General features: G+C 48.4%; 10 protein-coding genes, 4 tRNA genes and 2 pseudogenes. 8 read left to right on the top strand and 8 right to left on the bottom strand.

Annotation, left to right across the window (positions count from 1 at the left end; translation table 11 throughout):
• Window positions 1-679 precede the first annotated feature (679 nt).
• From DB847_RS12475 to DB847_RS12455, 5 genes are all read right to left on the bottom strand, one after another.
• Window positions 680-756: transfer RNA gene (locus DB847_RS12475), tRNA-Met, on the bottom strand.
• A gap of 62 nt (window positions 757-818) precedes the next feature.
• Window positions 819-895 (bottom strand) — tRNA-Met (locus DB847_RS12470).
• 61 nt (window positions 896-956) lie between these two features.
• A tRNA-Met gene (locus DB847_RS12465) sits at window positions 957-1,033 on the bottom strand.
• 65 nt (window positions 1,034-1,098) lie between these two features.
• Window positions 1,099-1,175 (bottom strand) — tRNA-Met (locus DB847_RS12460).
• Window positions 1,176-1,377: 202 nt separating this feature from the next.
• Window positions 1,378-1,737, bottom strand: a complete 360-nt coding sequence (locus tag DB847_RS12455; protein ID WP_108651000.1) for a hypothetical protein — start codon at window positions 1,735-1,737, stop codon at window positions 1,378-1,380.
• A gap of 760 nt (window positions 1,738-2,497) precedes the next feature.
• Here DB847_RS12455 and DB847_RS12445 point away from each other — a divergent pair.
• The 5 genes and pseudogenes from DB847_RS12445 to rmf all read left to right on the top strand — a co-directional run bounded on the left by DB847_RS12445 (window position 2,498) and on the right by rmf (window position 9,688).
• Window positions 2,498-3,322: an outer membrane protein OmpK gene (locus DB847_RS12445; RefSeq protein ID WP_108650998.1), complete on the top strand. Its 825-nt coding sequence runs from the start codon at window positions 2,498-2,500 to the stop codon at window positions 3,320-3,322.
• Window positions 3,323-3,565: 243 nt separating this feature from the next.
• Window positions 3,566-5,669: pseudogene (rlmKL, locus tag DB847_RS12440) on the top strand (bifunctional 23S rRNA (guanine(2069)-N(7))-methyltransferase RlmK/23S rRNA (guanine(2445)-N(2))-methyltransferase RlmL).
• A 1-nt stretch (window position 5,670) separates the two neighbouring features.
• Window positions 5,671-7,595: pseudogene (gene uup, locus DB847_RS12435) on the top strand (ATP-binding cassette ATPase Uup).
• 8 nt (window positions 7,596-7,603) lie between these two features.
• Window positions 7,604-9,361 carry a DUF3466 family protein gene (locus tag DB847_RS12430; protein ID WP_159084586.1) on the top strand — a complete coding sequence of 586 codons (1,758 nt, stop codon included), beginning with the start codon at window positions 7,604-7,606 and terminating at the stop codon, window positions 9,359-9,361.
• A gap of 150 nt (window positions 9,362-9,511) precedes the next feature.
• Window positions 9,512-9,688 (top strand): ribosome modulation factor, encoded by a 177-nt coding sequence (rmf, locus tag DB847_RS12425; RefSeq protein WP_108650996.1) that lies wholly within the window; start codon window positions 9,512-9,514, stop codon window positions 9,686-9,688.
• Between the two features lie 88 nt (window positions 9,689-9,776).
• On the opposite strand, the gene sbcB is transcribed toward rmf, so the two are convergent.
• Complete coding sequence (sbcB, locus tag DB847_RS12420) at window positions 9,777-11,207, bottom strand: exodeoxyribonuclease I (protein WP_108650995.1); 1,431 nt, start codon at window positions 11,205-11,207, stop codon at window positions 9,777-9,779.
• Window positions 11,208-11,486: 279 nt separating this feature from the next.
• Between sbcB and DB847_RS12415 the strand changes: the two genes are divergently transcribed.
• Entirely contained in the window at window positions 11,487-12,677 is a 1,191-nt protein-coding gene (locus DB847_RS12415; protein WP_108650994.1) for an amino acid aminotransferase, read from the top strand.
• An 11-nt stretch (window positions 12,678-12,688) separates the two neighbouring features.
• On the opposite strand, the gene DB847_RS12410 is transcribed toward DB847_RS12415, so the two are convergent.
• The gene (locus DB847_RS12410) at window positions 12,689-13,459 is read right to left on the bottom strand and encodes a substrate-binding periplasmic protein (RefSeq protein ID WP_199911553.1); all 771 of its coding nucleotides are present in this window, start codon (window positions 13,457-13,459) and stop codon (window positions 12,689-12,691) included.
• Between the two features lie 283 nt (window positions 13,460-13,742).
• Here DB847_RS12410 and DB847_RS12405 point away from each other — a divergent pair, with 283 nt between their 5' ends.
• Window positions 13,743-14,972: an amino acid permease gene (locus DB847_RS12405; RefSeq protein WP_108650993.1), complete on the top strand. Its 1,230-nt coding sequence runs from the start codon at window positions 13,743-13,745 to the stop codon at window positions 14,970-14,972.
• 291 nt (window positions 14,973-15,263) lie between these two features.
• On the opposite strand, the gene DB847_RS12400 is transcribed toward DB847_RS12405, so the two are convergent.
• Window positions 15,264-15,611 (bottom strand): hypothetical protein, encoded by a 348-nt coding sequence (locus tag DB847_RS12400; protein ID WP_159084585.1) that lies wholly within the window; start codon window positions 15,609-15,611, stop codon window positions 15,264-15,266.
• Window positions 15,612-16,620: 1,009 nt separating this feature from the next.
• On the opposite strand from DB847_RS12400, the gene DB847_RS12395 reads away from it, so the two are divergent.
• Complete coding sequence (locus tag DB847_RS12395) at window positions 16,621-18,888, top strand: ATP-binding protein (RefSeq protein WP_159084584.1); 2,268 nt, start codon at window positions 16,621-16,623, stop codon at window positions 18,886-18,888.
• Window positions 18,889-19,042: the final 154 nt, after the last annotated feature.

Here is a 19,042-nt window from a genome sequence, read left to right as displayed (position 1 = left end):
ATTAATTTTCTGTGGGATATAAAAGAATTGGTTGCGGGAGGTGGATTTGAATCAACAACCTTCGCATGGTTTATAGGGAGCTGAGCCCGATGAATTGATTTTCAGTGGAGTGTAAAAGAATTGGTTGCGGGAGGTGGATTTGAATCAACAACCTTCGCGTGGTTTATAGGGAGCTGAGCCCGATGAATTGATTTTCTGTGGGGTATAAAAGAATGGGTTGCGGGAGTTGGATTTGAACTAACGGCCTTCGCGTGGGTGATGAAGAGCTGAGCCCGATGAATTGTTTTTCAGTGGGGTGTAAAAGAATTGGTTGCGGGAGCCTGATCTGAGCCAACGAGCTTCGCGTGGGTGATAAAGAGCTGAGCCCGATGAATTGATTTGCAGTGGGGTGTAAAAGAATTGGTTGCGGGAGCCTGATCTGAGCCAACAAGCTTCGCGTGGGTGATAAAGAGCTGAGCCCGATGAATTAATTTTCTGTGGGATATAAAAGAATGGGTTGCGGGAGGTGGATTTGAACCAACAACCTTCGCGTGGTTTATAGATAGCTGAGCCCGATGTATTGATTTTCTGTGGGATATAAAAGAATGGGTTGCGGGAGCCGGATTTGAACCAACGACCTTCGCGTGGTTTATAGGGAGCTGAGCCCGATGAATTAATTTTCTGTGGGATATAGAAGAATTGGTTGCGGGAGCCGGATTTGAACCAACGACCTTCGGGTTATGAGCCCGACGAGCTACCAGACTGCTCCATCCCGCGACTGTATTTATGATTTTTTGTTCGCACAGGGCAGAGCGAGTCTGACCTTATGCTTCATAAAATGGTTGCGGGAGCCGGATTTGAACCAACGACCTTCGGGTTATGAGCCCGACGAGCTACCAGACTGCTCCATCCCGCGACTGTTTTTATGATTTTTTGTTCGCACAGGGCAGAGCGAGTCTGACCTTTGCCTCATAAATTGGTTGCGGGAGCCGGATTTGAACCAACGACCTTCGGGTTATGAGCCCGACGAGCTACCAGACTGCTCCATCCCGCGACTGTATTTATGATTTTTCTGTTGGCCCAGAGCAAAATCAAATCTGCATCTTTGCTTTCAGAAGTTGGTTGCGGGGGCCGGATTTGAACCGACGACCTTCGGGTTATGAGCCCGACGAGCTACCAGACTGCTCCACCCCGCGACCGATGGAGCGCACTATACGCAGCCCCCCTGGCCATTACAAGCCTTGTGATCGATTTCGTTGCCATTTGAAGATTGTTTGCTGCTTATTTAATCCCTTTGCCTGCATATTCGGCAAAAATAGCTACTTTTAGGGTGATTTTAAGGGGAGGCGGAGAGTAGGGGATGACCATCCCTGGCCAATCCTAATGGGTAGGGGGGTCTTAGGCAGATCCCGGCTCGTGCTGATTGAAGTGGTAATGCATCTCTTCTTCTACAAGCTCCTCTTCAAGCAGATGCTGATTACTATCCTTTGGTTTATCGCTTCCTGAGGCATGGTTTGCAAGTGCAACTCCTCCCAGGGTGATGAGGGCAATATCTAAGGGAATGAGGGGCCACTCCTGATTATCTGTGGGTGATGTGACCTGTGAGGCGACGGGGAGATTAGTGACCTTGGCTGTGGTGCTCGGGTTTACTATTTCGACGGGTTGTTCAATTGTGGCAGTGGTGTCTGCTGCTTCAGCGAACGAGCTGAAACAGAGGGCGACCATTGCGATCAAGGCGGTTTTTTTTAAAAAATTCATTCAGACAACTCTGTTAGATTCTGAGTGCTGGCCATTAAAGCGATAAGTTGCAACAAAACTGTGTCAGCCCTGGCTAAGTTTGTGACAAAGTATGCCAATGGGGCAAAAGGTGACGAGCTGCAGGTGATCAAGCAAGGGCTGTGTATGACATCTGTTGTTGATGCCTGGTTCAATCATCACCGACACTGTGAATCCGCATCTCTGCCATGAGATTGCTTCCCAGCTCAGCTTCCTGCTTCACGTGCGTTGCTGCGAAAGCAACTTACCCATGGGATCTCTATTGGCGCATCCCTGCGACAGAAGGTTGGTGACCTTGAAATCAGGACACCTTTGTATGAGCAACGGATCTGAGATATAACCAATAACAGCAACCGAGCTTAAATACCTGTAACCCTCTCTATAAACAATAGGAGTCGAGCGTGTTTTAAGAGAATTAGCTTTATTGATCGTGTGGCGGAACAAAGCGGCAGTTATTTTGGAATCTCTGTTTAATATTTAATCAGCTCTGCAATTAATCATGGCCTTTATCAACAAAAAGCTGCAACCAAGTGATCTTTTTGATAAAGGGTTGCTTTAAAGTTAACCAATTTTGAGTCACCAAGGATTAACATGGATCTTTGAACGATCACATAATGGAAGGATTATTTATTAAAAGTGTGATCGGTAGCAATAAATTGATTTTTTCATTTTGTCATTAAAAAGTCTGCTGACTACTATTTGCGTGAATTCACCACAACTGATCAAAGTTGGACAATATAATATGAAAAAAGTTCTCGCTCTTTCTGTGCTTACTGCAGCTATGGCATCTGCAACCGCTTCTGCTGCGACCACCACCAAAACCGAAGCACCTGCGCCTGCTAAGGCGCAGCAACAAGCCACCACAGACATTCATGCCAATGATTATCAGTGGATGAACCTGAAGCTGATGCGTAACCAGAATAACAAGCCTGGCTCAGGAAAAGACACCTATGGTGAGCTGGAGTTTGGCGGCCAGAGTGGTGCGCTGGACTTCTATGGTTACGCGGACCTGCTGGATATTCTGAATGATTCAAAATCGACTGCTCATGATGGCCAAGACAGCGTATTTGTGAAGTTATTGCCTCGTCTATCCATTGATAAGCTGACCGGCAAAGACCTCTCTGTTGGTCCCATCAAGGAGTGGTTCCTGTTTGGATTGATTAATGCTCAATCGACTACTTGGAACAATTACTATGGTCTGGGAGTGAATCTGGACGTTCCTGGGATGGATGTATTTAAGATCAACACCGGTTTCCGCCAAGTGAGAAAAGATCAGTTTACTCCTGCAGCTGAAGGTTGGAACGGATATTATGTGGGCGGTAACTGGTTCAAGAAGTTTGCTGAGCAAAAAAATGGCAATTACTTCGACTTCCACGGCTACTTTGATTATGACTTTGGCCAGAGTGATTTCTCAAACAACTACTCGTTCGCCATCCTTAATGGTATGAGTTACAACATGGGCAAATGGTTTGTTGCGGTCGACTTTAAGTACTACAACAATGTCTATAACATTAAAGACAACGCAACCGGCTGGGGTCAGTACTACACCATTGGCTATAAATTCTGATTAGCGATCGCTAGATTAGGATAACAAACCATCAATTAAGACAAAGCGGGGTCCGTGATGGACTCCGCTTTGCTCGCTAATTCGACCTACTTCTTTGTCGACCCACTTCACATCTATCAATTGTCTTAATTTCAACCGATTTCCGGTTTGCAAAAGAGTCTTGCTTCTATCAGCTATGCGTAGCCGCAGCAGTTGGCTTCGGGTATAATACTGCCCTTTGTCACAGAGCTAGATAGTTGAAAGATGCGCTTTTTTGCGACCTGCCCCAAAGGGGTTGAAAGTTTATTACTGAGTGAGTTGTCCAAGCTGGGGCCAATGAGTGCCGTGAAACTGTGGGTGGAGTCTCGTTTGAGAGCCCTCTTGAGATCGCCTACAGGGTCTGTTTATGGTCTCAGCTGACCTCGCGTCTGCTGCTGCGGCTCACTGAGTTTGAAATCGATACTGAGCAGGATCTGTATCAGGCGGTTAAAGAGTTTGCCTGGGAAGAGCATTTTGACGAAAACGCCTATATCGCCATCGATTTCAATGGGGTGAATCGCTCGATTCGTAACACCCAGTTTGGTGCGGTGCGAGTAAAAGATGGGATTGTGGATCGTTTCTTTGAGCGCTGCAATAAGCGCCCCAGTGTGGATAAGCAAAATCCGGATATCCGGATCAATGTGCATCTTAAACGCACTCATGTGACTGTCTCTCTTGATTTTTCCGGTATTGCACTGCACATGCGCGGCTATCGCCTCGAAAGTGGCGATGCTCCCCTTAAAGAGAACCTGGCCGCAGCTATTATTGATCGTAGCGCCTGGCTGGGTGAACCCATGCTGGATCCCATGTGTGGTTCCGGAACCCTGCTGATTGAGGCTGCCTATCGTAAGCTCAAGCTTCCCGTCGGTTTGTTCCGTGCCAGGTTTGGCTTTGAAGACTGGCTCGGTCACCAGAGCGAGATGTGGCGTTCGATTCGCGACGAGGCTAAGCAAAGCTATCAGGCCAAAAACGATGTACAGGGCCCGATTTTTTACGGCTACGACTGTGATGCCAAGGTATTGGATAAGGCGCAGCGCAACATTGAGCGGGCGGGCCTGAGTCATCTCATTCAATTAGAAAAGCGTGATGTCGCGGATATGGTCCCACCTTGCGAGGGGCCGGGGTATATTCTCTCAAACCCTCCTTATGGTGCTCGTCTGGGTGAGGTTCCGGGTCTGCTGCTGATGCATCTTCAACTTGGCCAACATCTGAAGCAGCAGTTTAGTGGCTGGGGAGTTTCTCTTTTCAGTGGTAGCCCAGAGCTCTTGAATATGCTCAGATTGCGTGCCGAGAAAAGCTATCGCTTCATGAACGGGCCACTGGAGTGTGAGCTTAAAAACTACCGCATTGCCCCGGAAGCCGCAGAAAAAGAGGTTCAGCCGGTAGCACCGGATTTTGCGAATCGGCTCAAAAAAAATATCAAGGGTCTTCAGAAATGGCTTAAACAGGAGCAGCAGCAGTGCTACCGCCTGTATGACGCGGATCTTCCCGAATACAATGCTGCGGTTGACCGTTATGGGACTGGCTGGTGATCCAGGAGTATGCCGCGCCTTCCACCATTTCACCCCATAAGGTGATGCAACGCTTTAACGATCTGGTAGTGGCTGCCATTGAGGTCACCGGAGTCGATCCAGATAAAGTGGTGCTTAAGGTACGCCAGCGCCAGAAGGGCAAGGAGCAGTATCAAAAGCGCAGCACCCGCCGTGAATACATGGAGGTGCAGGAGTACAACGCCAAGCTGCTGGTTAATCTGAAGGATTATCTGGATACCGGACTATTCCTGGATCATCGCAATACCCGCAAAATGATTGGTGAGATGGCCAAAGGTAAAGATTTCCTGAATCTCTTTGCCTATACCGGGACTGCATCTGTGCATGCGGGCCTTGGCGGCGCGCGCAGTACCACTACGGTCGATATGTCAACGACTTACCTTGAGTGGGCCGAGCGAAACCTCAAGCTCAACGGTCTGGTGGGCCGTCAGCACAGGGTGCAGCGCGCCGATTGTCTCAAGTGGATGGAGGAGACTAGCTCTCAGTTTGATCTGATCTTCCTGGATCCACCGACCTTTTCTAACTCCAAGAAGATGGATGAGACCTTTGACGTGCAGCGCGATCATCTGGCACTGCTAAAAAATGCAGCGCGGTTGTTGCGCCCGGAGGGGACGCTGATTTTCTCCAACAATAAGCGTAACTTCAAAATGGATCAGGATGGGCTGAGCGAGCTCGGATTGACTGCGAAAAATATTACCAAACAATCTCAACCCCGTGATTTTGAGCGGAATAAACAGATCCATAACTGCTGGCTGATCACCCATAAGGAGTCTGTATAAGATGGCGATCTATACCATCCAGGATGGACAGCTGGCCTTTGGTATGACCCCCTTGCTGGACAAGGTTAATTTGCAGATTGAAGCGGGTGAGCGTTTGTGTGTGGTTGGGCGCAATGGTGCAGGTAAATCGACCCTGCTCAAGGTTCTGACCGGTGAACTGGCTTTGGATGATGGGATCTGTAACTACCCGAGCGATCTCAAGGTGGCTCGCCTGGAACAGGATCCGCCTGCTTCCAGCGATGAGCGGGTATTCGATTATGTGGCCTCGGGAGTGGGGCGCAATGCTGAGCTCCTCAAGCAGTATCATGAGCAGTCTTTGAAAATAGCTGAAGACCCTTCAGAGAAAAACCTCAAGGTATTGACTCGCTTACAGGAGCAACTTGAACATCAGGGGGCTGGAAGTTTGAAACCCGCATCCACCAGGTGCTCTCGACTCTGGAGCTGGATGAAGATGCTTGCTTAAGCTCTCTTTCCGGGGGCTGGTTGCGCAAGGTGGCCCTTGCCCGGGCTCTTGCTGGTGATCCCGATCTCTTGCTGCTGGATGAACCCACCAACCACCTGGATATAGATACCATCGCATGGCTTGAACAGTTTCTCCTCGACTTTAAGGGGGCGATCGTGTTTATCAGCCATGATCGCGCCTTTATTCGCAAACTGGCGACCCGGATCATCGATCTGGATCGCGGGATGCTGAGCTCCTTTGCCTGCGGCTATGACAAGTATCTTGAGCTCAAGGAGGAAGCGCTCAGGGTTGAGGCCGAGCAAAATGCCGAGTTTGATCGAAAGCTTGCCCAGGAGGAAGCCTGGATCCGTCAGGGGATCAAGGCACGGCGTACCCGTAACGAAGGTCGGGTAAGGGCGCTGGAGGCGATGCGCCGCGAGCGTGGTGAGCGCCGTGAGGTCAAGGGGCGGGTGAAGATGCAGGCCTCCACCGGCGAGCGCTCGGGCAAGATAGTGTTTGAGGGCGAGGGGATCAGCCATAGGTATGAGGATGATTATCTCATCAAGGGTTTTGATCTTCAGGTCCAACGTGGTGATAAGATCGCCCTGGTTGGCCCCAACGGCTGCGGTAAAAGTACTCTGCTTAAGATCCTGTTGGGAGAGCTTGAGCCTGAGGGAGGCTCGATTCGTTGCGGCACCAAGCTAGAGGTAGCCTATTTTGATCAATACCGTGCTCAGCTTGATCCCGAGAAGAGTGTCGCCGACAACCTGGCTGATGGACGTCAGGAGGTAGAGTATGGCGGGCGTAAGCGGCACATTCTTGGCTATTTGCAGGACTTTTTGTTTGAGCCGGCCCGGGCTCGCACTCCGGTGAAGGCTTTATCGGGAGGAGAGAAGAATCGACTACTTCTTGCGCGCTTGTTTCTAAAATCGAGTAATTTGTTGATTTTGGATGAACCGACCAATGATTTGGATGTCGAAACCCTGGAACTTTTAGAAGAGAAGCTTTCCGAGTATCCCGGAACCTTGCTGTTGGTCAGCCACGATCGTGATTTTATCGATAACACGGTCACCAGCTGCTGGCGTTTTGCCGGTCATGGCATAGTCGAGGAGCATATCGGTGGCTATCAAGATATGCAGGAGACACTGCTGCGCCAACAGCAGCAGTTTAAAGCCATTGAGGCAAAGAAGGCAAAGAGTGTCGAGTCCTCTAAGAGTGAGGTGAAGAGCAAGCCCAAGGCGTCCTCGGGGAAAGGAAAGCTTTCTTATAAATTAAAACTGGAACTGGAGGAGTTACCCGCTAAGCTGGATGCACTCGAACAACAGGTCGAGGTGTTACAGGAGCAGGTAAATCAACCGGACTTTTTCTCTCAGCCATCGGATGTGACTCAGCAGGCGTTGAGTGACTTAACGGGTGCGGAGCAGGCGCTGGAACAGGCACTGGCTCGCTGGGAAGAGCTTGAAATGTTGAAAATGCAGGAGTGATGATCAGCATGCGTCATGCAAAAAAATTGGTTTCTACGTCGGTGGCACTGGCGTTGGCGGTTGCGGCAGGTAATGCGAATGCAGCCATCTACTACACGATTACCGATATATCGGCTACAGCGCCTTCCGGAGCTAATTTTGGGCCCTACCCACAGGCGATCTCCCCAGATGGAAGCAAATATTCGGGGACTTTTTTCGCGAGCAATCCATGGCTCTATTTTTTAAGCCAGGCATCTCAGTTTAACTCTAGCGATCGTTTCAGTTTTGAACGGGGCTGTTGGCTGGATAGTGGAGTCTGTGATGCACGTTGGGAACCGAGTAATGTGACGCCAAATGCTTATGCCTATGTGTGGCGTCAGGGGATTACCGGGGCATCAGATATATATCGCTATCCATTTACAAGCGATAATCTAACCGCGGCATCTGGTAATGCTCTGGTAACGGCATATTCTGATGAAACCTCGCCTCAAACGGCTGGTTATACAAGTAGCAGACCATCAAATCGCTCAGCGGAGTTTAACTCGACAGCTCTCATGGCTTCCTTTTCTCCTGGAGGGAATTCACCCTATAGCCAGGCGAATGCACTTGTTAACCTTGGCTCAAATAAATATTTGGTTGGTGGTACTTACGCCTTCAACTACGGGGGCAACCCCGATGGTACAACTTCTGCGTCTGCAAGCTATACCAATTGCTACTCTGGAGATACAAGTAAATTTAACAATAGCTATGGGACTTCTACAGATAGCGTAGACTTGCGTTATTGCCCTGGCTATAACACAGCGGCTGCCTTATGGCTTGTCGATAATACGACCCCTTCAGCAGTCACCCAGTCATTGATTGGAACTGATACGGCATCTGCTGGTAGCTCTTACATCATCAAAACTGCTTCAATTAACGGCTTTAACTACGATACGGGCAGTAGTTTAGTTTACGCTGCAGGCTATATAGCAAGCTCAGCTAATGACAGTGATGATAATAACGGTGCTTTAGATGGGCGAAACAAAGCCGCTTTCTGGGTGTTTAGCTCAACAAGTCCTTCTACTAAATCGCCCATTCCGATTGGTTCTGACCCAACTGATGACACAGGTAGCAGCTCGAATCTACGCAATAGCTGGGCTATTGGGGTGACGGGTGAAGTCTCAGGTAGCCGCTATGTGGTAGGCAATAACCAGTATCAGGGAAGCAGTAATAATAACTTCCCAACCCAGATGTTCACCGCCAAGGTTTCATCTTCGGCAGTGGTTAGCCAAAATAACAATCCTGTCAGCATTAACAGCGGCGAGGACTTGGTTGCAAATGCTGTGAATCCGGATGGCTTAGTCGTGGGTTGGCGGGACAGTCGTGAGACGGTGAATACTCAGGTGATTAATGGCAGTGGTCGTAAGCCCGTCGCCTTTATGTATAACATTCAAAGCGGGGGGAGCTGGTATCTTAATGATCTCATTTGTACCAGCAGCAGTGATTGTAGCCAACATGGCAAGTATTACTGGATTACCAATGCATCAGACGTCGACGATAGTGGTAATATCCTGGCAGAAGCGAAGCAGTATAACAGCTACGATGACTGGGCGAATGATATAAATTATACAACGGTGATGATCAAGCTAACCCGCACTATGACGAGCGATCCAAGTGGTTCCTATGTGGTCAGAAATGTCCCGGCTGGCTCCCCTGATCTGAATGAAGGTGGTGGTTCCTTCTCCTGGATGTTAGGTCTGCTTCTGCCGCTGGCGCTATGGCGTCGTTTTGGGAAGGCGAAAAAATAGACTGTCGATTCAACTTGTTAATGTTTGTCAAGGCGAATTGGCCGGTTTTTTCCATTGACGAGAGCATTTTTCTTCATTAAAGATAAAGACGGGAGATTAGTTTTTATTCTTCCGTTTTTCATCTTAAAGCATTCCGTAAGGGGAGAGCCTATGAAGAGACAAAAACGAGATCGTTTGGAAAGAGCCCATTCACGTGGTTATCAGGCGGGTCTGGGTGGTCGTGCTAAAGATGACTGTCCTTACCAGGGGACAGACGCCAGGGGCCATTGGCTAGGTGGCTGGCGTGAAGCGATGGAAGACAGGAATACCGGCCTCTTCGTAAAGTGACAAAACAGCAACCAGAGTAAACCAAAGAATCAACCTGAATACCGCCCCCGGCCAGATGCCGGGGGCGGTTTTTTTATGGACTGGTTTCTTACAATCCCTCGGCGTAGTGATAAAGGGCTTTTAGGACCCCGCTCTTGTGCTCATCATCCGTATATTGCTGCAGTTGATTTTCCAGCTCCAGGATGAAAGGCTGGCTGTGCTGCTCAAAATAATCCTGGCGATGAGACTGCCAGCGCGCTAGCTCTGATTCCTTTAGGGTGTAAGGGTAGTTACGGGCCCGATAGCGAAACAGCATCTCCTTAAGACGTGGATCCTGAAACTCAAACGCCTGTTCAGCCAGGGCTTCGGGTGTCAGGCGATGGATAATCGCAAACTGCTGTTTATCCTGGGCCGAGAAAAATCCACCGCTGTAGATCATTCGATCCGGATCCTGATGATCTGGTGTTTCGTATCCCTCATCGTAGAGCTCGGTTAGCTTGGTTCGGATCAGGGTTAGATTATCTCTTAAGAGATTGAGGCTGGTACGACATTGAGCCCGGTTGATACCTAACTCCTCGGCACGCTCCTCACTCAGGGTGCTGGCAGGGGCGACCACGGGGCACTTATTGGTATGAATAAGCTTGACCGGAACTTCAGGGTGATCCTCGGCCCTGTCCTGGCGCGGGGTATAGAGTGCCGCTTTTAGCTCTTCGACATTGAGCTCGATGAGTGGGGTGATATCTTTAGCCAGATTGACACAGATAATCGCATTTTGCTGAAGTGGGTGACGCCCCACAGCTGACATCCAGGTGACACAGCCCTGAGCCGCCGGGATCATCCCCGAGACATGCACGAAGGGTTTGAGGCTCTGCATATCCATGAGCTCACTCACCTCTTTTTTACCCCGCTGTTTAAATAGGTAGTCAAACAGGCGTGGTTGAGCTTTGCGGATAAGGCGGGCAAACTCAATGGTCACCATCACATCAGACACAGCATCGTGGGCGTTGGCGTGTTCAAGGCCATTGGCGGCACTCAAACGTTCCAGCTTAAACACAGGATCGCCAGTCTCTTCATCGGTGGGCCACTCAATGCCATCGGGACGCAATGCATAACAGGCACGGACCACATCCAGCAGATCCCAACGTGAATTACCTTTTTGGTAGCTATAGGTATAGGGATCGTAAAAATTGCGATATAAGAGGTTGCGGGTTACCTCATCATCAAAGCGGATATTATTGTAGCCTATGATGCAGCTGCCGGGCTGACTAAACTCCTGATGAATCCTCTGAATAAACTCACTTTCCGGGAGCCCGAGGCGATTGGCTTTTTGCGGGGTGATCCCTGTGATGAGACACGCCTGAGGTTGGGGCAGGTAATCGGTCGGGACTTTACAGTAGAGCTCAAGAGGCTCACCTATGATATTGAGCTCACTATCGGTTCGAATCCCGGCAAACTGTGCCGGGCGGTCCGTCGCAGGGTTTATGCCAAAGGTTTCATAATCATGCCAGTAGAAACTGGTGTTAGTCTGAGCAGAATGCATGCAGCTACTTTTGAGTCGTCAAAATTGCACAAAGGGTATCTTAAAAAAGCAGTGATTTCATCTACCTCTGCCTTGATCTGGCGCGTTGCAACTTGTGGGGGTAGCTGATAACTTAAACTCAGCCGATAACCTGAGGCCGAAGTAACGACTCCTAATATCGAGCCCCACTATAGCTTGTGGTATCCGCAGGCCCATCGGCGTGTGTGAGCGATCTTCGGGGAAGCAAATGCTGATCGCGTTTAGGAGTCGTTATTTGGCCGGATAATATGAAGGAACAGCATGTTTGAGACTATAGAAAGTGCACCCGCGGATCCAATCCTGGGACTAGCCGAGGCGTTTCGCCGTGATACCCGTGAAAATAAAATTAACCTTGGGGCCGGGATTTTCAAGGATGATCAGGGTAAAACCCCGGTTCTGCCTTCGGTGAAGATCGCCGAGCAGCGCCTGGTTGAAGGAGAGCAGAGTAAAAGCTACCTGCCAATTGAAGGGGATGTTGAATATGGTCGACTGATCCGCGAGCTGCTGTTAGGTGCTGATTCATCAGTTCTTCAGGCCGGGCGAGCCAGAACCGCCCAAACTCCGGGGGGCACCGGAGCCCTTAAGGTCGCCGCCGACTTTATCGCCCGCCAGCTTCCCTCGAAGCGGATCTGGATCAGTCGTCCAAGCTGGGCGAATCATATCAAGATCTTCGAAGCGGCTGGCCTCGAAGTTAAATTTTATACCTACTATGATGCCGAGCAGCATAATCTTGATTTTGCCGGGATGAAGGAGTCTCTCGCGGCGGTCAAGGCCGGAGATGTGGTGCTGTTTCATGGCTGCTGTCATAACCCGACCGGGATCGATCCAACTCTGGAGCAGTGGCAGGAGTTAGCCGAGATGAGTCAGCAGGGGGGATGGTTGCCTTTGTTTGATTTTGCCTACCAGGGGTTCTCAACAGGCCTTGAGGCTGACACTCAGGGGCTGCGGATTTTTGCCAAGCTGCACGATGAGCTCCTGATCGCAAGCTCCTGCTCTAAGAACTTTAGCCTGTATAAGGAGCGGGTGGGTGCCTTTACCCTGATCGCGGCTGACAGTGAAGAAGCAGAGCGTTCATTCTCACAGGTCAAGTCGATCATTCGTAGCAACTACTCCAACCCACCGGCCCATGGTGCAGCGGTTGTGCGCGTTATCCTGGATGATCCTAAGCTTCGTACGCAGTGGGAGCAGGAGTTGGCCGAGATGCGTGAGCGAATTCATCAGATGCGTGAACTGATGGTGGCGAAACTTCGTGAGCATGGTGCAACGGCAGACTACAGTTTTATCTGTCAGCAGAACGGTATGTTCTCTTTCTCCGGGCTTAACCTGCAGCAGGTGACTCGCCTCAAAGAGGAGTTTGGGATCTACATGGTCGATTCAGGGCGGATCAGTGTAGCCGGGATTAACCCCGGGAATGTGGATACTCTGTGTAAGGCGATAGCTCAGGTGCTCTGATCTGAGTTGAGTTATTTATGACGGGTTGTGGGTGCGGGTTTTCCGTAGGCATCCACAATCCGCTGATAGCTGCCATCGCGCTGCATCGACCTGAGCGCATTATCAAACCGTTCACGAATCCTGGAGAGGTTATTTTTTCTGGAAAAGGCGATGTAGCTGGGAACGCTCTGGATTTGTGGGATCAGCTCTTTGACCTGGTCCTGTTTATTCATCTTTCGCAAGATATACCAGGCACCATATTTATTACTGACCAAAATATCAAACCGCCCACGTAACAGTTTCTTCATGTTTTGCTCCCCGGAATTGCTGATGTCTAGCAGAGGAATATCCGGACTTTTGATAAAGGCATCAAACAGAGCGCCGTAACTGATGCTGCGAACCACCCCAAAGCTATGGTTTTTGAGCGCATAGAGATCGCCATTGAAGCTAATCCTGGAGTCCGCTCGCACAAAGAGAGATACGGTCTGAGGGATCAGCACTTCCAAGGAGTATTCGGCAAAGAGTTCTCGCTCCGGTGTTTTATAGGCGGTAAAGATCCCATCTGCTCTTCCTAGTTTCACCTCTTGTAATGCTCTGGCCCAGGGCAGTAGGGTAATCCGTATCGGTTGGTTCATTCTTTTAAAGGCTTCGGTAACAAGCTCAACGGCGAGCCCTTTAACTTCACCATCTTCACGAAACTCGTAGGGTGGATATTGTAGGGTCACCAGCTCCAGTGTCTTGCTATGTCCAATGTTGATCGTGAGGAGCAGAGTAAAGATAAGGATTGAGCTCCTGCTCATCATGAGTGAGCCTCCCTTTTACTGAAATGATCACAAACAAGATCCCCTGCGTACGATAAGGGGCACAGCTTAACCATAGCCCTGATCCCCATTTGCTTCCAGCAGCGGCTATGGCAAAAAGGAGAAAGTCCCTCTCATGGAAGACAAAATAGTCTAATTTTGAGGACTCGATTGAAGAATGTTGAATGCAGATCTAGGTGTGCTCTAAGGGTGATCAGTATAATACCCGCCTGAAGTAAATTGCGCTCTTTGTTGGAAAGAGCGAGTTGTGAAAAGGTGAGTGGTAATGCAGGGAAGGCATGTTGGAAGTGTATTTATTTTGGTTGGTGCGGCAATAGGAGCCGGGATGTTAGCGCTACCGATTTTGGCGGCAGGGGCTGGTTTTATGGTTTCTATGCTGGCGCTCATCGGGATCTGGGCCGTGATGCTTTGTACCTCATTACTGACTCTGGAGGTAACTCTCGCCTTTGAGGATCACAACAACAGCTTCGGAACCATGGCAAAACGTACCCTTGGTCTGCCGGGGAGTATCGCGTCCTGGATCGCTTATCTGTTGCTGCTATATGCCACAACAGCAGCCTACATCTCAGGGAGTACATCCCTGCTCAATCTGCTGCTTAAAAATGGGCTGGGCATAGTGTTGCCTGGCTGGGTCAATGCACTGAGTTTTACCCTGGTGTTTGGATTTTTTGTGTTTTTTAGCATGCGGGCCGTCGACTATCTGATCCGGGGACTGCTCTCGGTCAAGGGTATCTTGATCATAGTGACCATCCTTTTATTGATGCCCTATGTTGATTTCACAAAGCTTTTGAGTAGCGACTCTCAAAGCCGTTATATCTGGGCGGCACTGCCTATTTTTCTTAACGCATTCGGTTTTCACTTTGTGATCCCAAGCGTGACGAGCTATTGCAATAAGGATGCGAAGGCACTGCGCAAGATCATCATTATTGCATCACTGATCCCCCTGGTGATCTACATCCTGTGGTTGATGGTTACCCTTGGGATCATCCCCCTCAGTGGCTCCCATAGCTTTGAGAGAATTGCTGACACCGGGGGCTCGGTGGGAGGCTTTATCGATTCCCTGGGTTACCTGGTTCATGACAAAACCGTAAATGGTTTTATCAATGCTTTTTCAAATATCGCAATGACCACCTCATTCCTGGGGGTATCTCTTGGACTATTTGATTTTCTTGCCGATGGTTGCAAGCGGGATGATTCTCACAAGGGACGGCTCCAAACCGCACTCTTGACCTTTATCCCGCCGCTGGGTTTTGCGATCCTCTATCCCAATGGATTTATCCTTGCGCTGGAGTACTCAACTATCTTTGCCGTGATACTGGAGATATTCCTTCCGGCACTGATGGCGTATAAATTGGTGAGAATCAAAGAGTTGCATTCAGAGTATCACTGTGTGTTCAATCGACCGCTGATGACCGGGTTATTATTGCTGTTTGGTGTGGTCATGATAGGCTTGGTGGCGATGGACAGGCTTCATCTCCTGCCCTATGTTTTCTGAGCAGGTTTTGAGATATTTGTGTCTGATAATCAATGAGTTATTAGCAAGGAGCAGCTTTGGTACTCATCCTCTGACTGCTCCCGGATCGGCTGAAAGCCAGAGGGAACAAATGTTTTTTCTGGCCGCTTAGTTTGACAGCGGCTCGGCTTCTTGTTTTGCTCTCTCGATGAATTCATAACGTCCAGCAGTACCCTGTGGATATGGTGAGCCACTGAGGCATCTCATTGAGCAAGACAATATTGAGTTTTAAGCCCCTTGATGAACCAGGGCAAACGATGGGAATACCCGAGTTTAAGTGCAGGGGAGGGTGCAATCCAGAGTCCCTGAATTGACCCTGAAATAAACACAGCCTTCCTCGACACCTTCTGTACAGCTGCTATCAAGGGTAGAATCAATAGACCATTCAAACTTTATTTCAAAGAAGCATTGATTATTATCATCAATATCCATTCCCTCAACTTCAACGCCCCTGTTTGATATGGCACGACTGTCAATTTTAGCTAATGAGCCCTGCATCCAGTCTGTTAAACGATTGTCGCCTACCGTATCGAGATAGTTTTTAAATGAACCCTGAATACTCTCGATCAGATCACCATCCGAGTCAGGTTGTAGTGGGATGCTGAATTTTATCTCTTTCATCTTTCTCTCTCCAACCTCATCCATCAAGAGTCTGTTTTCCTGAAAAGTGTGCTCTGAAGCCTATGCTCTGTGACATAACATCCACACACAGGTGTAGTGCAATATTTGAACAGTTGGCTAAGGGTTTATCTCCAAAAAGAACACTGCATTGAGAATGATGAGCCCTGTGAGCAGACATGACTGCTGAAACAGAGGTAGGCTTTGATAATCCCTTGTCGTTCACTATGTTAATGTCCAAGTGATGCATGACTGTATGAAGCCTAGACACTACCACTGGATCCTGAGTCATTTCCTTGTGTGATATCAATTTCTGGGGAGATATTAGAGCCAGTAGATTTTTAGCAAACGGACTCTTCTGCTCCAGAGCGTTTTTCAAAAAAACCAGGACCTTCTCAAAGGGGTTGGGGCCTGGCTCATAGCAACCGACGCTCAGGCCCTTAAGGAGGGTTGCTTACTAGCCGAGTCACAGGCTGAGAGTGATGTGTGCAGTCCCTTTGAAGCCTGCTCATGGTGTGACAATGCAGGACAGTGGACATATACTAACCAGAGTCAAAAAATGGATTTTTTTATGAATCAAGCCGTTAAAGTGTCACTCTCTAAAGAGCTAATAAAAAAGATAATAGTTGCTATTGTTATACTGCTATTCATTTTTTCTATGGTTATCATGCTGCATGCCTATTTTGATATAAGGTCAAATACGATCAAGCATCTTCAGCGGATCGCAGAGCTTGTTACCAGCAAGGATAAAAATAAAATTAATGATATCACCCTGAATCTGAGTGATTTTTCTCAAAAGTGGAGGGTGATTGTTAATCATGCAAATGATGAAAGAACTCTTATTGTTAAGCACACAAGAGTTTCTGTTATACCCTATGCAGGAATTATTCATAGTCACTATTATCAGGATGCATTTGTATATGATTCTTCGCAAAATCACTTGTATCTTTTTTCAAGAAAATATGAATCACCGGAAGAGTTACAGAAACGAGAAAGTGAGGTCAAGTCATTATTGAGAAAATCAGCAGATAATGGATATCTCTGGGGAGACTTTAAGAACAAAACCCAGGGTGCTTTTGTCGTTGATATTGCAAAGAAAATATCAGGGAATACCCTGATTGGATTTTCCGTTGAGTTTGATCTATCTGAGTATGAAAGTGATAGAGATGTGAACTATTATCAGTTCCTTCTCTATAAGAGGGATCACCTTCTGGGTTTAGGGGATGCGTATAAAAAACTCGGCAAGGCAACGATCGCCTACCTTGAAACAAAAGATGCCAAGAGGGCCGATGGCACCTACAGCTATGGCCAATTTATGCTGGTACAACGGTCGATTCATGATAGCCCTATCAAGATTGTCATGGCTTATCCAGTATCTGAGATAGTCCTGGCCTCCCTTCCACCCGTGTTACACATGCTGGTGCTGTTTTTTATTTTTTTGATTGCTCTGGTGGCTTATATTTTCTATCAGATCAGAAGAGATCTGACACAGCCTCTGAAGAAATTCATAACTGCGGTTGATCGCATCGAGCCTGGGGATCTTTCTGTTCGCCTGCCCATGGGGCGCTACGACGAGCTTGGGCAGTTTTCAGATAAATTTAATCAACTCCTTTCACAGCTTGATGATTTATATAGGAATCTTGAACTAAAGGTTCAACAAAGAACAGAGGAGTTATCTGAGGCTAAACAAAATGCTGAATTAGCCAACCAAAGAAAAAGTGATCACATTGCGAATATCAGCCATGAAATACGAACTCCCCTTAATGGAGTGATGCTGTCTCTGGATATTCTGAGAAACTTAGGGCTGGGTCAGGAGGAAAATAAACTGATTGAAACGGCATCATCGGCTGCAAAATCACTGTTGGATATAGTGAATAACCTTCTTGATCTCTCAAGAGTCGAGTCCGGAGTGATCCTGATTTCTGTAAAGGAATTTGATCTCTTTGAGATGATTGATGAGAGTATGCTGAGCATTTGTCAGCAGGCTCATGACAAAGGAGTTGATCTACAGACGCTGGTTGATCCCGGGACACCTGTTACCATCATCGCAGATAAGCAACGGATCCGCCAAACACTGACGAATTTACTCGGCAATGCTGTGAAATATACCGATCATGGCATGATCCAGCTCAAAGTATCTTACCAGCAGGGACAGCTGTTGTTTGATGTAAAAGATACAGGGATCGGCATCGATGAGAAGGATATCGACAGAGTTTTTGATAACTATGAAAAAGTAAGCGAGTTTAGTGTTGGCACAGGTATCGGCCTGTCCCTATCAAGGGAGCTTGCCAGGCTCATGGGTGGAGAGATCAAGGTAAGTAGCAGGCTGGGGATCGGCAGTGAGTTTACCTTATGCCTGCCTGTTGAAAAGGGCGCCGACAACAGGATATCAGATTTTCGGAAAAGGCCCGTGGAGATTGCTCCCAGCCTGAAGCCTCAGCTTGCAATGTGGGAGCTTGAGCTAAAAATAACAGCGCAAGCTCAGCTTGATGAGTCTCTGAGGTATTTGCCCGGGCGATTATACCAATGGCTTCACCAGGTATGTGAGTCAAACGTATCTACAAAAAGTGTATCGTCCAAGGAGGAGCTTCAACCCTGGTCGTTGAAAGTGCTTATTGTGGATGATGTAAAAACAAACCGGGTCCTTATTGGTCAGATGCTCAGTCAGCTTGGCCATGAAGTATTTCTGGCTAAAAGTGGTGTTGAAGCCCTGGAGATGGGAAGAGTCACTATCTTTGATCTGGTCCTGCTGGATCTGAGAATGCCTGAGATGGATGGTCGCGAAACCTACCGTAGTTGGAAGGATGAGTCTAGTGAGATCTTAGATCCGGAGGCCATGATCATTGCAATCTCTGCACACGCAGAGACGAAAGAGATCAGCAGCATATTGGCTTTAGGGATGGATGGTTATCTGGTGAAGCCTGTATCGCGTGAAAGTCTTAACGATGTGCTTAACCGTGCGATTGACTACCAAATTCAGCGGGGGATCGACTTGTCAGCCAGAAAATCGAAACAGCGAAGTCTGATTGGCTCCGAAGTTATTGAAGATGATCTTTGGCTCTATTTTAACAAGGCTCGTCAGGCTTATCTTAAGTCGCAGAAAGAGGAGTTTTTTGAGGCGATCCATGCTCTGAGAGGCTGTGCCGGAACCGCTGGGTTGAAAGAGCTTTTTAAACTATCCAGCGTGCTTGATGATAGAGAGCTTTCCTGGGATGCAAAGATTGATTTGACGCTCAGCGAGATTGAAGCCTTGATCCAGGATCTTAAGCCTGAAGAGTAAGTATGCTTGCGGTATGGAATATGCCGCCTATCATTGATGAGTCGATGCCAGGTTATGCAATGACCTGGATCATACCTTTGGCATCCATGCAGACATGCTGGGGGTATCCCCCCATATGCACTGAGGTATAGGTGTTTTATGATGTTCGGGCAGT

Origin of the sequence: Dongshaea marina (assembly GCF_003072645.1) — a bacterium.
Lineage (GTDB): Bacteria > Pseudomonadota > Gammaproteobacteria > Enterobacterales > Aeromonadaceae > Dongshaea > Dongshaea marina.
The sequence above is the reverse complement of the archived record's forward strand: the minus strand, read 5'-3'. Positions and strand labels throughout refer to the sequence as shown.

What these genes read in the sequence shown, in the direction of transcription:
- DB847_RS12455 (WP_108651000.1), bottom strand. Translation starts at nt 1,737, where the DNA reads ATGAATTTTTTAAAAAAAACCGCCTTGATCGCAATGGTCGCCCTCTGT.
- DB847_RS12445 (WP_108650998.1), top strand. Translation starts at nt 2,498, where the DNA reads ATGAAAAAAGTTCTCGCTCTTTCTGTGCTTACTGCAGCTATGGCATCT.
- DB847_RS12430 (WP_159084586.1), top strand. Translation starts at nt 7,604, where the DNA reads ATGCGTCATGCAAAAAAATTGGTTTCTACGTCGGTGGCACTGGCGTTG.
- rmf (WP_108650996.1), top strand. Translation starts at nt 9,512, where the DNA reads ATGAAGAGACAAAAACGAGATCGTTTGGAAAGAGCCCATTCACGTGGT.
- sbcB (WP_108650995.1), bottom strand. Translation starts at nt 11,207, where the DNA reads ATGCATTCTGCTCAGACTAACACCAGTTTCTACTGGCATGATTATGAA.
- DB847_RS12415 (WP_108650994.1), top strand. Translation starts at nt 11,487, where the DNA reads ATGTTTGAGACTATAGAAAGTGCACCCGCGGATCCAATCCTGGGACTA.
- DB847_RS12410 (WP_199911553.1), bottom strand. Translation starts at nt 13,459, where the DNA reads ATGATGAGCAGGAGCTCAATCCTTATCTTTACTCTGCTCCTCACGATC.
- DB847_RS12405 (WP_108650993.1), top strand. Translation starts at nt 13,743, where the DNA reads ATGCAGGGAAGGCATGTTGGAAGTGTATTTATTTTGGTTGGTGCGGCA.
- DB847_RS12400 (WP_159084585.1), bottom strand. Translation starts at nt 15,611, where the DNA reads ATGAAAGAGATAAAATTCAGCATCCCACTACAACCTGACTCGGATGGT.